Source organism: Sulfurimonas sp. HSL3-7 (assembly GCF_039645985.1).
Taxonomy (GTDB): Bacteria; Campylobacterota; Campylobacteria; order Campylobacterales; family Sulfurimonadaceae; genus Sulfonitrofixus; species Sulfonitrofixus jiaomeiensis.
In genome coordinates, this window is record NZ_CP147919.1 from 219,011 (window position 1) to 234,304 (window position 15,294).

At 48.0% G+C, this 15,294-nt stretch carries 8 protein-coding genes; 3 read left to right on the forward strand and 5 right to left on the reverse strand.

From position 1 onward, the window contains the following. Position 1 precedes the first annotated feature (1 nt). The gene (locus WCY20_RS01110) at positions 2-1,342 is read left to right on the forward strand and encodes an acetyl-CoA carboxylase biotin carboxylase subunit (protein ID WP_345976395.1); all 1,341 of its coding nucleotides are present in this window, start codon (positions 2-4) and stop codon (positions 1,340-1,342) included. A gap of 192 nt (positions 1,343-1,534) precedes the next feature. On the opposite strand, the gene WCY20_RS01115 is transcribed toward WCY20_RS01110, so the two are convergent. Continuing rightward, a complete protein-coding gene (locus WCY20_RS01115) occupies positions 1,535-4,993 on the reverse strand; it encodes an EAL domain-containing protein (protein WP_345976396.1) in 3,459 nt (1,152 codons plus the stop codon). 201 nt (positions 4,994-5,194) lie between these two features. Further along, positions 5,195-6,031, reverse strand: coding sequence for a peptidylprolyl isomerase (locus WCY20_RS01120; protein WP_345976397.1), 837 nt, complete (start codon positions 6,029-6,031; stop codon positions 5,195-5,197). A gap of 141 nt (positions 6,032-6,172) precedes the next feature. Here WCY20_RS01120 and gltX point away from each other — a divergent pair, with 141 nt between their 5' ends. Then, positions 6,173-7,561, forward strand: coding sequence for a glutamate--tRNA ligase (gene gltX, locus WCY20_RS01125; RefSeq protein ID WP_345976398.1), 1,389 nt, complete (start codon positions 6,173-6,175; stop codon positions 7,559-7,561). Between the two features lie 19 nt (positions 7,562-7,580). Next, entirely contained in the window at positions 7,581-8,861 is a 1,281-nt protein-coding gene (locus WCY20_RS01130) for a malic enzyme-like NAD(P)-binding protein (protein WP_345976399.1), read from the forward strand. Positions 8,862-8,989: 128 nt separating this feature from the next. Here the strand turns inward: WCY20_RS01130 and WCY20_RS01135 are convergent, their stop codons facing one another. The 3 genes from WCY20_RS01135 to WCY20_RS01145 all read right to left on the reverse strand — a co-directional run bounded on the left by WCY20_RS01135 (position 8,990) and on the right by WCY20_RS01145 (position 15,270). Then, positions 8,990-12,181 carry an NAD-glutamate dehydrogenase domain-containing protein gene (locus tag WCY20_RS01135; protein WP_345976400.1) on the reverse strand — a complete coding sequence of 1,064 codons (3,192 nt, stop codon included), beginning with the start codon at positions 12,179-12,181 and terminating at the stop codon, positions 8,990-8,992. Between the two features lie 63 nt (positions 12,182-12,244). After that, positions 12,245-14,344: an EAL domain-containing protein gene (locus WCY20_RS01140; protein ID WP_345976401.1), complete on the reverse strand. Its 2,100-nt coding sequence runs from the start codon at positions 14,342-14,344 to the stop codon at positions 12,245-12,247. Then, the gene (locus tag WCY20_RS01145) at positions 14,341-15,270 is read right to left on the reverse strand and encodes a cytochrome c peroxidase (protein WP_345976402.1); all 930 of its coding nucleotides are present in this window, start codon (positions 15,268-15,270) and stop codon (positions 14,341-14,343) included. Before WCY20_RS01145 ends, WCY20_RS01140 begins: the two co-directional genes overlap by 4 nt. Positions 15,271-15,294 lie beyond the last annotated feature (24 nt).

Sequence of the window (15,294 nt, forward strand, 5' to 3'; positions counted from 1 at the left end):
TATGGCTGAGATCAAACGCATTTTAGTTGCGAACCGCGGGGAGATTGCTCTTCGTGCTATCCGTACGATTAAAGAGATGGGTAAAGAGGCTGTAGCTGTATACTCCAAAGGCGATAAAGATGCAAACTATCTGAAGCTCGCAGATGCAGCGATCTGCATCGGTGAGGCGCCAAGCTCTGAAAGTTACCTCCATATCCCTTCGATCATCTCTGCGGCAGAGATCAGCAACTGTGACGCGATCTTCCCGGGTTACGGTTTTTTAAGCGAGAACCAGAATTTCGTTGAGATCTGCACACACCACGGTATCAAATTTATCGGGCCGACGGTCGAAGTTATGGAACTGATGTCGGATAAGTCAAAAGCCAAAGATGTCATGATCAAAGCCGAAGTGCCGGTCGTACCGGGTTCAGACGGTGCCATCCATGACATCAATGATGCGGCTGAACGTGCCAAAGCGGTCGGTTACCCGGTCATACTTAAAGCTGCCCAGGGCGGCGGCGGTCGCGGGATGCGTGTTGTTGAAGAGGAGTCGGCACTCAAAAATGCCTTTTTGGCAGCGGAGTCCGAAGCGATCACTGCTTTCGGCGACGGCACGATCTATATGGAGAAGTTCATCCAGAACCCTCGTCATATCGAGGTCCAGATCATGGCCGACAGCCACGGAAATGTGCTTCATATCGGCGAGCGTGACTGTTCAATGCAGCGCCGCCACCAGAAGCTGATCGAAGAGTCGCCGGCTGTTGTCTTGACGCCGGAGGTTCGCGAACGTCTACATAAAGCAGCTGTACAGGCGACAAAGTTCATCAAGTATGAAGGTGCCGGTACATTTGAATTTCTTCTCGACAAGAACCTTGACTTCTATTTTATGGAGATGAACACCCGTCTCCAGGTCGAGCACACTGTCTCTGAAGAGGTGAGCGGCCTGGACCTGATTGAGTGGATGATCCGTGTCGCTGAAGGCGAAGCGCTTCCTTCACAGGAGAGTATCAACTTTCACGGCCACTCTATTGAGTGCCGTATCTCTGCAGAAGATTCCATTAGATTCCTGCCTTCTCCGGGTACGATCAAAGAGTGGATCGCGCCGGGCGGCTTAGGTATTCGTATCGATACCCATGCACACGCGGGTTATACCGTGCCGTCTACCTATGATTCTATGATCGGTAAGCTCATCGTTAAAGCGGACACCCGCGATCAGGCGATCAAGCGTATGCACCGTGCCTTGAGTGAGTTCAAGATCGAAGGTATCCGTACAACGATCGATTTCCATAAGAAGATGATGACAAATCCTGACTTCATCAACAACAACTTCGATACGAAGTACCTCGAAAATTACAAGGGCTAACGGCCCAGTACAGCGAAGGACTAAATCCTGAGTCGTGCAAGGGTTAGAAACCCAATGCCGCTAGGCGTTTAAGCCGGGTAGTAAGGGCTAACGCCCCGGTAGAGTATGCTTCTGAAATATGACTTATAGGCTTAAAAGCCTATATGAAATGCACCCATTTCACTTTCTCCCCTCATTTTTTTGTCTGTCTTTTTAGACATCGATCTGATCTGTATGAAGGCCTTTGACAAATAGTTCAAACTCATCAGCAAGGAGAGGTGTGCTGTAGAGATAGCCCTGTATCTCATCACATCCCTGTCCGCGAAGATAGTTGAGCTGTTCTGCCGTCTCGACGCCTTCGGCGATCGTTTTGAGTCCGAGGCTGTTTGCCATGCTGATAATCGCACTGACAATCGCTTTATCTTCCGGATCAGTATGGATATCGCGAACGAAGGAGCGGTCTATTTTAAGTTTATAGACTTTGAATTTCTTGAGGTAACTGAGCGAGGAGTAGCCTGTTCCGAAATCATCGATCGACATGCGTATACCCCGTTCGTTCAGGCTGTCCATTACGGCAGTGGCTCTTTTGGGGTCTTTCATTGCTACCGCTTCCGTCAATTCTATCTCCAGGTATTCCGGTTGCAACCCTGCCGTTTCAAGTATGTCTGTGACCAGGTCCGGTAAATTGGGATGACGGAACTGAACCGCTGAGAGGTTGACGGCGACGATCATCGGCGGCAGACCGGCCTCTATCCAGCGCTTTGCCTGTGCCACAGCAGAACGAAGTACCCACTCCCCGATCGGTAGGATCAATCCGCTCTCTTCTGCGAGCGGAATAAACTCTGCAGGTGAGATATTCCCAAGCTCGGGGTGGTGCCATCGCAGCAGGGTCTCTGCTCCGATAATACGGTTGTCATGCAGAGAAATCTGGGGCTGATAGACCAGATGGAGTTCGTTTCGTTTTAGCGCATGGCGTAATGCATTGGTCAACCGTAGATTACGTGCTGAATCTTCCTGCATCGCTTCGGTAAAGAAACAGTAGTTATCGCGTCCTTCCTGCTTTGCGCGGTACATGGCGATATCGGCATTTTTGGAGAGTGTCTCCTGATCGGTTCCATCTGCAGGATAGATGGCGATACCTATGGAAGCGGTCACTGTAAGCTCATTTTGATCAATCGTAAAAGGCTCCGCTATACTGTCTAGAATTTTCTGAGCAACATGCGCAATACCTTGCATAGTGGTGTTTGACAACATAAATATAAATTCATCTCCACCCAGCCGGGAAATGGTATCCGCTTCACGTAAAATCGATTTAAATCGTTTGGCCAATGCTATCAATAAAGCATCACCGATACGATGACCGAGTGTGTCGTTGATATCTTTGAAGTGGTCAAGATCTAAAAACAGTACGGCCAACTCGCCGTTATCCCGTTTCGCCAAGCTGATTGCATATTTGATTCGGTCTTCTAACTGGGTCCGGTTTGGAAGTCCGGTAAGCGCATCGAAATTGGCAAGATAATGGATACGCTCCTGGTCGCGTTTTTTCTCTGTGATGTCCTCTTTGATTGCCATATAATGGGCAATTTTTCCATCGGCTTGAAAGATGGGGGACGCTTTTATTGCTTCAATGTATTCAGTGCCGTCTTTTCGATGGTTGATAAACTCTCCCTTCCAGCTTTTTCCCTGGGTCAACTGTTGCCACATGGCATCGTAGGTGGCCGGAAGTGTTTTTCCTGATTGGAGCAGACGCGGATTTTTGCTGATTGCTTCCTCTTGCGTGTATCCGGTAACGGTGACAAACGCGGCATTGACGTATTCGATATTGCCGTCGACATCGGTAATAACAATAGTATGGGGACTCTGCTCGACTGCCTGCGAGAGTTTCAGCAGCTGGCTTTCTGCTTTCTTGCGCTCTGTAATATCCTGTGCCGTTGAGAGGGCCCCTATAGGATTTCCGTCATCATCCTTGAGAGAACGGCACCACCAGGCAAGAAGACGTATCTCGCCGTCAAAGCGTTTTTGCCAGCTCTCCATATACGTAATGTTGTCATCCCCTTCAATCAGCGGATTGTCGATATTATAGGCTACCTGTTCCCCTTTAAAATAGGCAGAAGCCTCTTTGCCGATAACATCTTCTCCGAAGAAAGCAATCCCGGCCCTGTTCGACCAGGTATAGACCTCGTCGTTATTCACCTGCATGATGATGTCGGGAACGGAAGCCAAAATAGCTTCGGTCTGGGAAGAGAGTTCTCGATAGGCCTCCTCTCTCTTTTTTCTTTCGGTGATGTCCCGGGAAGCGGCGTAGATGTAGGGTCTATTATCCAGTTCAATCATCCTGGTCGTAATCTCAGTATCAAAAACGGTACCGTCTTTACGGCGATGACGTGTTTCAAGTGTGAGAGACGTTTTGGACGTGGAGTGGAAGACGTCTATAATCCCTTCATGTGACATATCGGTGTCCCAGTCACATAGATTCAGGTTGCGCGCTTCATGTTCGTTGTAGCCGAGCATCTGAATAAAAGAGGGGCTGTATGCGCTAAGATTGCCCTCTAAATCGACAATATGGATGCCGTCGGCAGAAGATTCGAGCAGGCTGTTCAGCCACGCCCTGTTTGATTCAAGCTCTCTGGTCCTGAGCTGCAGTACCTGCCTGTTTTTTACAAGCGAGAGGATGATAAAAAGTAAGAAAAGATAGACGAGGAGTCCCCCCAACGTCAGAAGCAGGGGGTATTTGCTGTCCGTTGCGGCATCAAAGGCCGGTGTGCTCGAAAAACGGATATGCCATGTCCGTCCGCCGACTTGAAGAGGCTGACAGCAGTCGTGTTTAGAGATATAGGAGGAGGGTTCAAAAGAACGATAGAGGAGATCGTCGACGGTGTGCTCTTCGGCATCGTAGATCTCAAAATTGAGCAGGGAATCCTTCAGGGCAACCGCGCTCATCAGATCTTCCATCCGAAAGGGGCTGTAGACAAATCCAAGAAGCATATCTCGGCGTGCTTCAACCGTATCGGGCTCCCGCTCTGTTTTGTAGAGGGGAAGATACATCAGAAAACCGGGCTGGACATCAGAATCAATCTCCTGAACCAATATCACCCGCCCCGAAGCCGACGGAAGAGCTGTGTCTCTGGCCCTTTCCATCGCCTCCTTGCGGGTAGGCTCGGAAAACATGTCGTATCCGATTGCCTGGATATTGCGTTTGTCCATCGGTTCGAGATAGAGAATCGAACTGTATTGTTCGCGTTTCCCGGCGGGTTTCAGCATAAAAGGAGAATAGCCTTCATCACGCATCCTCTGCTCGGTCGGGGTAACTTCGTCGGGACGGAGCATCATCGAAAATCCGATCCCCTGAAAACCGGGGTAATATTTCCGGGTCTGCAGCGCCTTTACAAATTGATGCCATTTTTGCCGGTCGATACCTTCACTGGCGTGGAAGAAGGCGATGCCGCTGCGCAAAGCGTTCTCATATTTTTGCATCCGTCTGTCGATATGGTCCAGGTTCTCATTGACTCGGCTTTCAAAGAGCTCTTTGGCGTGGCTGTCAAAATAGTGTTTTGACATAGTCCAGACGAAAACGGCAATGACAAGGGAGAAGAACAAGATGATCCAGGAGGTCGAGGGGCGGCTGAAATAAGCTTTTCGAAGGAAAACACGAGGTCTAATATCTCTTTTCACAGTGGGCTTTTCCTTCTCCGGATACCGGTTTAATTATCAGTAATTCTAATAAAACTATTCTAACTTAAATAGTATTAAGTTTCTATAGGCGTTGTTGCCGTTTTTAAAGGGTGCATTAGGAGGATAGTAACGAGGAGCAACTCATGGCATATTTTACTGTTGGGCAGATGCCGTGTAGTACTATGCGTATAAAAAGTTATACTAGTTTCTCGGCAGGCGGATCACCTTGATCTCAGCATTCAAACGTTGCCTGTCAAAATAGTCCTTCAGGATCGTTTCGCGTTTTTGCCCCATGATGGCATTGGAGATCTGCGGTTTGATAGCCTCCATGTCCGGCGCGTTGACCTCTCCCTTCTCTTTGAGGTAAAAGCTCATGAATCCGCCCTTTGGCGAGGGAAGGACCTGGGTGAATCCGTTAAGCGGTGTCGTGTCCAGAAGTTCGGCGAGTCGGGGGTTCATCTTCGCTGCTTCGAATGTACGCTCTTCGCTGCTCACGTCGGGTGCGTAGAACATCGGGTTGTCTATTTTCTCCTGCAGATGGCCCTTGTCCGCACACTCGTAGATGATGACATTGTAGCTGGAGGGCTTTTGGAACTCTTCTTTATGGAGCTGGTAATACTCTTTGATCTCTTCATCGGTGGGCTGTTCCAGGTTGGCAAAAGCGATCGCATTGTAGAGCTTCTGGTTGAGGATCTTCTCTTTGATCTTCTCTTTGAGCTTTTTCTCGCTAAGACCCTGTGCACTTTGGATGGCCTGATAGAGTTCAATCACGCTCATGTTGTTTTGTTCAGCCATTTTCTGGATGTCGTCGAAAACTTCTTGTTTGGAGACGCTGATATGGCGTTCCTTTATCTCTATCTCTTCGAGTTTTTTACGCTCCAGAAGCTCGACAGCCTGTTCTTGAGGGATGTTGTTCTCTTCCATAGCCTTTGTGATCTCATAAAGCGTTATAGGCTGGTCTTTGACCATAATTGCGATACCGTCAATTGTGGCAGCATGGATAGAGAGGAAAAAAAGTGTAAGCAGTATGATTTTCAAAAGGGGCTCGCTTGTCAGTTTAGATGGGGTATTTTACCTGCTTTATCGTAAGGCTTCAATACGCTCCGCACTTAAAGCGCATTTTTGTTAAAATTCGGCATTAATTTTTGTGATGCTGAGACATCACTGTAAAGGTCAGACATGATTGTGACACGTTTTGCTCCAAGCCCGACGGGCTATCTCCATATCGGCGGTCTTCGTACGGCGCTTTTCTCTTATCTCTGGGCACGCGGTAACGGTGGAAAATTCGTTTTGCGTATTGAAGATACGGACCAAAGCCGTAACAGTGAAGAGGCGGCCAAGGCTATCGTTGAAGCATTTAAATGGGTGGGACTGGAACACGACGGGGAGATCACCTACCAGTCAAATCGTTCAGAGATCTATACGAAGTATATTCAGCAGCTGCTTGAAGAAGGCAAGGCGTATAAGTGCTATATGTCCAAAGAAGAGCTGACGGCACTTCGTGAAGAGCAGATGGCGAAGAAAGAGCGCACACGTTATGACGGGCGTTATCGCGACTTCAAGGGAACGCCGCCGGAAGGCATTGAGCCGGTCATCCGTATCAAGGCGCCGACGAGCGGTGAGATCGTTGTGGATGACGGCATCAAAGGGCGGGTCAGCTTCCAGGCAGAAGATATTCTGGATGACTTTGTTATCGCTCGGGCAGACGGCTCACCGACCTATAACTTTGTCGTGGCGATCGATGATGCCTTGATGGGGATCAACGAGGTGATCCGCGGTGATGACCACCTCTCCAATACACCGAAACAGATGGTGATCTACAAAGCACTCGGTTTTGATCTGCCGAAGTTCTATCATGTTCCGATGATCCATAATGCCAACGGGAAAAAACTCTCCAAACGTGACGGCGCTACCGATGTGATGGCCTATAAAGAGATGGGCTACCTGCCGGAGGCACTGCTTAATTTTCTGGTTCGTCTCGGTTGGAGTCATGGTGATCAGGAGATCTTTTCGTTTGAAGAGATGACGACGCTTTTTGATCCTGCCAATATCAACAAGTCAGCTTCGATCTATAATGTTGAAAAGCTTGACTGGCTGAATGCCCACTACATCAAAAACAGCAGTAACGAAGAGTTGGCACAGCTGCTGGAAGAGTACGATATCTTCTTAAAGGCGCATGATAAGAAAGAGATCCTGCTCGATGCACTTAAAGAGCGTGCAAAATCGATGAAAGAGCTTGCCATGCTCATCAAAAGTATCCTGGAGACACCGACAGCCTATGATGATAAGGCAGTTAAAAAAGCGTTCAAAGGCGATGCTATGGAGATATTGCAGGCATTTGCGAAAAAAATCGAAACGGCTCAGACACTGCACCTGCCTTCCGATTATCATCATGAGATGGAGAGCCTCGTTAACGAGATGGGGATAGGTTTCGGCAAGATCGGTATGCCGTTGCGGGTTGCCCTGCTTGGTGAGATGTCGGGCCCAGGGCTTGACAGTGTCATGGCGATCATCGGCAGAGAAGAGACGCTTAAGCGAATCGCGAACGCCGTCTCTGCACTGTCGTAATTAACGTAAAGGAAACGATATGAGTATCACAAAAGCGTCATTTGCACAGGCTGCACTGGACTACCATGAGGACGAGCGACCGGGCAAGATCGCAACAGAGGTGACCAAATCGTTTCATTCCCAGGAAGACCTTAGCCTGGCCTACACACCGGGCGTTGCCGTGCCCTGTCTGCACATCGAGAAGAATCCTGACGATGCCTACCGCTATACGGCTAAAGCCAATCTGATCGGGGTGATCTCCAACGGCACCGCTGTCCTCGGACTTGGCGACATCGGGGCACTGGCGTCGAAACCGGTGATGGAGGGCAAGGCGGTCCTCTTTAAAAAATTCAGTGACCTGGATGCCTATGACATTGAGGTCGACACCAAGGATATTACCCGCTTTTGCAATGTGGTCGAGGCGATCGCACCGACCTTCGGCGGCATTAATCTCGAGGATATCAAAGCGCCGGAGTGTTTTGAGATCGAAAAACGTCTCGTAGAAGCACTTGATATTCCGGTTATGCATGATGATCAGCACGGCACAGCGGTGATTTCGGCAGCCGGTATTATGAACGCCTGCCGCCTGACAGAACGTAATATTTCCGATATCCGCGTCGTAATCGTGGGTGCGGGAGCTGCCGCGATCTCATGCGGACGTCTCTATCGCCATATGGGGGTGAAGACGATCATTATGATCGACTCCAAAGGGGTGATTCACAATGGACGCAGTGATCTCAATGCGTACAAGAAAGAGTTCTCGCTCCAGGTAGAGACAAGCCAGAAAGAGGCATTCACGAAGGCCGATGTCGTGGTGGGACTCTCCAGACCGGGTACATTCGGCGCAGAGGACATCAAACGCATGGCAGCCGATCCGATCATCTTTACCCTGGCTAACCCGACGCCTGAGATGTTCCCTGAGGAGGTGCGTGAAGTCCGTCCCGATGCGATCATTGCAACGGGACGGAGCGACTTCCCGAATCAGGTCAACAATGTACTCGGGTTTCCGTTTATCTTCCGCGGTGCGCTGGACGTCCGTGCCAAAAAGATCAATATGGAGATGAAGGTGGCCGCTTCCGAAGCCCTGGCGACAATGGCACGCAAAGAGGTACCGGAATATATCAGCGAGCTGTATGGAACAAAGGTTGCGTTCGGACGCGAATATATTATTCCCAAGCCGTTCGACAAACGCCTGATCGTCGAAGTCTCATCTGCCGTTGCCGCTGCCGCACTGCACAGCGGTGCAAGTACACGCAGTGATTTCGATATAGAACTCTACAAAGAAGAACTCGCCAAACGTGTCTGCGTAGAGTGCGATTGAGGTTTTGGCCTCAGCGTTTCTTCTTCTGAAACGGGTGAGTGGAGCGGGTTGCGCTTCCGGTGAGTGCAAACTTCGTTCATTTGTTAGTCCTAAGGTGAGCTGCGCCACCTTTTTATAACCGCTTCACGTTAAATTGCGATCGCCATCAGCTGATTGACGGTGATCACTACCTCTTTCACATTTTTATTTTGATCATCTATGAGCTGCTTGATCTGAGCAATTGTTTTATCAAAGAGCTCTCTGTCACTGTTAAGGTAGTTCTCAAAGGCATCCAACGGTGCTTCGTTGACCCGCTGGAAGGAGAGGACCTTTTCCGTAAAGTGGACCACGATAAATTCGATGTAGAAGAGCATCTGACGTTTCAGGGCAAGATCGTTCTGATCGTTGATCTTAAGCTCGTCGAGGATCCTGATCAGTTCCATGATCTCAAAGTTGCGGATGATGAGATAGAAGAGGGTCGCGATATTGTCGAAGGTGTTGTCCTTATGCTCTTTGATCATAATAGCGGCCACGGCAAAACGCAGATAGTCGAGGATATCAAAGAAACGGTTAAACGCTGTATTTCCGGGTATAAGCTCTATCGGCGGTTTCTCTTTTTCAATCGTGTCCAAAAGCTCAAAGAGACGGCTTTTGTAATCAAGTATGTGGGCGGAATCGAGCATATCGGCATTGAGGTTTTTCAACATCCATCCGGTAGAAAAGTTAAGCGTTTTCTCGAGCCGGTCAAAGAGCTGGTACTGTGTCGGCAGCGCCATGACATAATCCTGTCTGAATATCTCATAGCGGATATCGTTGGCATTGAAAAGATTGTTGCTGATGAGATAGGATTTGATCTTGAGAAGAAAGCGCTCTTTTCCGAGACGGTTAAAGTCATGGACAAAGCTTGCTCCCTGGGCGTTGATCAGCATATCGGCAATAACGGTCGCAATGATCTGGCGTCGTAGCGGATGGGCCTCTATCTCATTCTCGTAAACGCTTACAAATGATTTTGGAAAATATTTATAGAGGTAATCGACACTGCCCGGTTCATCAATAAAGGTGTTCTCAAGAAGCAGACCTTTGACAAAGATTTTGGCGTAGGAGAGCAGAGAGGCGAGTACCGGCCGAACGATCTCTCCTTTTTTGGTCAATATTTCGTGCATGTTTTCCGTTTTTGGAATGAAAAAGTCGCGCCGGCTAAAGGCTTCGATATTGGTGCTTAAAATATCGATCGCCATGTTGAAATCATCCATATAGAGGCGACTGAGTGTCTCATCGCGCGAGAGAGCCAGGGCTTGGCGGTAGTTGCTCCATAAGACCATATTGACGACTTGCTGTGTAAGTGACTTAAGGGTTTTCCGGCTCTCTTCTTCGCTTAGCAGCGCTTTCTCTTTAAGTGCATTGAGAAGGATCTTTAAGTTGACTTCGTGGTCTGAAGTGTCAACACCGGCGGCGTTGTCAATGCCGTCGATATTGATCTTGCCCCCGTTTAACGCGTACTCGATGCGTGCCCTTTGGGTGAAACCGAGGTTTCCGCCTTCACAGACGACGCTGCAGCGCAGTTCGGAAGCGTCGACACGTACGGCTTCATTCTGTTTATCCCCAAGATCAAGATTGCTCTCTTCGGAGTGTTTGACATAGGTACCGACGCCTCCGTTGAAAAGAAGATCGACTTTCATGCATAAGAGTGCTTTTGCCAGTTCCTCCCCGCTCAATACGCTCTTTTTGGTTGCGAGCATCTTCTGGATCTCCGGCGTCAGCTCAATCGCTTTATGGCTGCGTAAAAAAACCCCGCCGCCTTTAGAGATGAGTGAACGGTCATAGGCACTCCAGGAGCCGTCTTTTGCATCAAAGAGACGCTGTCTCTCTTCATAGGCTGTTAGAGGGATGGGATTTGGGTCGATAAAGATCTCTTTATGGGAGATGGCGGCCAGAAGCTGAAAGCATTTTGACTCCTGCATGCCGTTGCCAAAGACATCACCGTTCATCGAGCCGATCCCCACGACGGTGATATTCTCTTTTCTGAAGTTGATCCCTTTTTCCAGAAAGAAGCGTTCTGTCGATTTAAGCGAACCCTTGGCCGTGATACCGAGTTCCTTGTGGCCGAAACCGTTTGAACCTCCGCTTGCAAAGGCATCGCCGAGCCAGAAGTTGCGCTCAATAGCGATGGCGTTGGCGACATCGCTCATCGCGGCGGTTCCTTTGTCTGCAGCAACAACAAAGTAAGGGTCTTCATCATCATAGGCGATGATCTCTTTGTCCCGAACGACCTCCCCCTCTATGCGGTTGTCGACCAGATCTAGCAGATTATGAATGAAACTTGAGTAGACCTCTGTAAAAAACTCTTTTGAGATATCGCCTGGTTCGCGATGGATGACAAAACCGCCTTTGGCCCCATCGGGAATGATAATGGCATTCTTACCCTCTTGGGTGATCATCAGAGATTTGATCTCGGTACGAAAATCTTCGTGCCGTTCACTCCAGCGCAATCCTCCCCGGGAGACGCTGGACATGCGAAGATGGACACCGGAGAAATCATTATGGGAGACAAAAGTTTCGATCTTGGGCTGCATTCCCTTGAGGTTTTGGGCAAAAGTCGCGGTATCGATCTTGAAGGCGATCGCTTCCCTGTTTAAAAAATAGTTGGTCCGCACCGTCGACTGGATCAGTGCGTAGGTGAGCTTTAAGATCTTGTCATCAGTAATATTGGGTACTTTCTTGATATTGTCTTCGATGAGCTCTTCGAGCTCGTTGAGTTTGTGTGTTCGGGAAGTGATCGTCGGGTCGAACTTTGCGGCAAAGTAGCGTAAAAAGAGTTTTGCCATCTCGGAGTGGATGGTGAGCGTGTGCACGAAACTGCCGAGATTGATGGCGAGAACCGCCTGGTTCATGTAGTCGATTATTGCTTTTAGCAGGGAGAGCTGCCGAAGGTTGAGGTTCTGTTCACAGACCAGTGAGAAGAGTTGCGAGAGCTGAAACCCTCTGCCCATAAGCGCCTGGGTGATGACCTCTTCGATGTTGTCTTTTGCCAGGGTGAGCTCTTCTATCTTGATGAGGTTAAGATTAAAGCGTTTGATATGCACCGTCTTTTTTTTATGCTCAAAACTGAAGGGGATCTCATCAATAATATTGAAACCGAAATCGTGAAGGATCGGCATGACCAATGAAAGCATCAGCGCTTGTTTCGAGTAGATGCGGATTGCTGCATTTTCACCTTTTATAAGCACTTGCACAACGATCTTTTTGTCTTGTATCTGCGAGAAAAGATCTTCGGATATATTGATATCGTCCGGTGTCAGCAGTTGTGAACAGATGGCGTTCATTGTCTCTTTGTGAGGCATTTGAATCCTTTGAAAATGGTTCGAAAATCGGAGTGTGTTATCGCTCATTGTAGCATAGCTAGACTACAAAATGATCTCCTTTGCGACGACACTTGACTGCGGCTTGTCGAAATAGTACCCCTGCCCATAGGTTATCCCGATCTCCCTGAGCTTCAGCGCGGTCTCTTTCGTCTCTACGAACTCGGCAGTGGTCTCAACGCCAAGGGCTTCTGCATAGCGCACGATGGTCTGAACCGTCAGCAGATACTTTTCATTGGTCTCAATCCTGGAGATCAGGGAGCCGTCGATCTTGAGTGTATCGACTGAGAGTTTGGCAAGATGTGAGAAGTTGGAGTAGCCTGTTCCGAAATCATCGATGGCGATACGGCATCCGTAGCTTTTTAAAAGGGTGATGAAATGTTTGACGACATCGATATTGGTCAGGTTCTCACTCTCAAGCAGCTCTATTTCCAGGCGCTTCGCACTTTGGGGGTTGTTTTTAAGCAGCTCTTCAAGAATCTGCATCAATCCTCTGTCGAGGAGGTCGCGCATGGAGAGGTTGATGGAGAAGCGGTAGGGCTCCGATTCAAAGGTCTCAAAAACGCGCTCGATCATCATTTTTGTCAATTCACGATAGAGAGGTGTCTGTGCGGCAAGCGCCAAAAAACGATCCGGTACAATGATCTCGCCCTCTTCGCTTACCTGCCGTATAAGAGCTTCGTATTTGACGATCTTGCCGCTTTTGAGATCGATGATGGGTTGGAAATAGGGGATGATCCGATGGTCATCTATGGCAGATGAGAGAGATTTGAGGATGTTGATATTCTTTTGGATCTGCTCTTTTAGCCCAAGTTCTTCGGAGAAGGTGACGATCGCCTCCAGGGAACTTTTTTTATGATGTTTTAATACCATATCGGCATTTTCGAGCAGGGGTTCCTGGGTGTTGATCGCAATATTGACCGTAATATTGACCTCGATATCATCTTTGATAAAGAGATAGTATTTGATACTGTGCGCCAGTGCTTCGGCAAAACTGTACGCCGCTTTTTGAGGGAGGTTTTCGAACAATATACCAAAGTCATCACCGCCCAGACGATAGTAGCTTGGATTAAAAGGTTCAAATATCGGGAGCTTGATGAGCTGCGAGACCTCTTTGAGAATATAGTCGCCGATATTGGAACCATAGATATCGTTAACATGTTTAAAGTCATTGATATTGACAAGCAGAAGTGTCGGATCGGCATAGGTTTTCAAGGCCAGGGTCTGATTGAAGCTGTTTCTGTTCAAAAGGCCGGTCAGGATATCAAAGTTAGCGACATACTCCAGCTCTTTCTGCAGGATTTTAAGGTTTCTGTTCTCACGCTGTGAACGCAGCAGGAGATTGACGATGATAATCAGTGCCGTGATAATGAGCACTAGGAGAAGCATAGCAAATCTATCGATCATGATAAAGTCATTCTTGGCGACCTGATTAAAGCTGTTCTGCAGGTTTGAAAGCATGGTCGTCAGTCCTTTATCCTGCAGTTTTGTGATGATGACGATAAAGTCGGGGAAATTTTTCTGGATGTACCTGATGTGGAGTGTCAGGGTCTTTATAAAAGCTTTCTGTTCATCATTCGTTGTTTCAAAATTTTTAATATTTTGCAGATGCGGTCCGATCGATTTGAGATGCATCTCTTCAAGTAGAAGGCGCATATTTGAGAGTTCTGAGATGATAGCATGGATATCATTGTGAATGGTGGCGTCAGGCGGAAAGATGTGATGCGAACGGTTAGCGTAGTTGATTAGAAAGACAAAAGAGTTTTTGATGCCGGCGTTAAGCATTAAATAGTGTTCAACGGCACTGTTGTATTCCGCTATATCACTTCCCAGATCAATCAGGGAATAATCGAGACTGAGATATTGCTCTTTGCTAAAGAGCGGCGCATTATAGAGATCGGCATAGGCCTCATTAAGATTACGGGCCCCCTGCGAGATATCATCTTGGTTGTTGTAGCCGTAAAGCGCACTTTTTAAAATATCGTATGAAAGTGCATCATAGTCACTTTGCAAGGTATGAAAGGCATTGATGACAGTTTTGTACTGCTGGGAGTATTCGCGTTGGTGTACGTAATAATATACCGTTAAAAAAACGGAGACCAATCCCATAAGAAAAGCAAGGGAAATTTTGAGATTAGATCTCATTTAAGATCCAATATGGCAGGTCTTTCACCCTCTAAGGTTTTTAAAAAAGCGACAAGGAGAGCGATGTCCTGTTTTGAGAGCGTAATACCTAGATTGTAGTGTGCCATCATCTCGATTGCTTCTTCAAGTGTTGTTGCATTGGCGTCATGAAAAAAAGGGGCTGTCAGGGTGATGTTTCGAAGCGTCGGCACTTTGAAGACATTTTTATGGATCTCTTTTTTGGTAAAAGCATAACGGTCCTGATATTTTTTGTCATAGGGGTAGTCGATAAAAAGCCCCATTTTCTGAAAGGCGTTTGAGCCGATATTGATCCCGTTGTGACAGGTGACACAGCCAAGCGATTTGAATTTTTCATAGCCTTTTTCCTCGTCGGGGCTGAGCTTTATTTCGCCTCTTAGATAACGGTCGAAACGGCTGTTGGGTGTGGTCAGCGCTTTTTCGAACTCGACGATGGCATCCGTAACATTTTCAACGGTGATAGGCGTAGCGCCATAGATCTTTTTGAACAGATCTTGATAGGTCCGGTTTTCATTTAGACGCGTTTCGATCTCTTCGGGTGTCATATTCATCTCAGCATGGTTGAAAAGCGGACCGTTCAGCTGCTCTTTCAGGTCTTTTGCCCTGCCGTTCCAAAATTGTTTGAAATTGTAGCGGCTGTTGTAAATAGGGGGTGACTGGATGTCCCCTTTGCGCCCATGGACGCCAAGGGAAACAGGATTCGGATCGGCACTTCCGTAATCAAAACTGTGGCAGCTGTGGCAAGAGACATTTTTATCAGAGGAGAGGATGGGATCGAGATAAAGCATCCGGCCGAGTTTGGCTTTGGCGATATCGACATCCTCAAGATGCGTCGGCAAAGGGGCGATCGGCTCAAGGGCAAAAAGAACCGGTGCTGAAAAGAAAAGAAGTAAGAGTCTCTTTATCATAGATATTATCATATCACTAAAAAG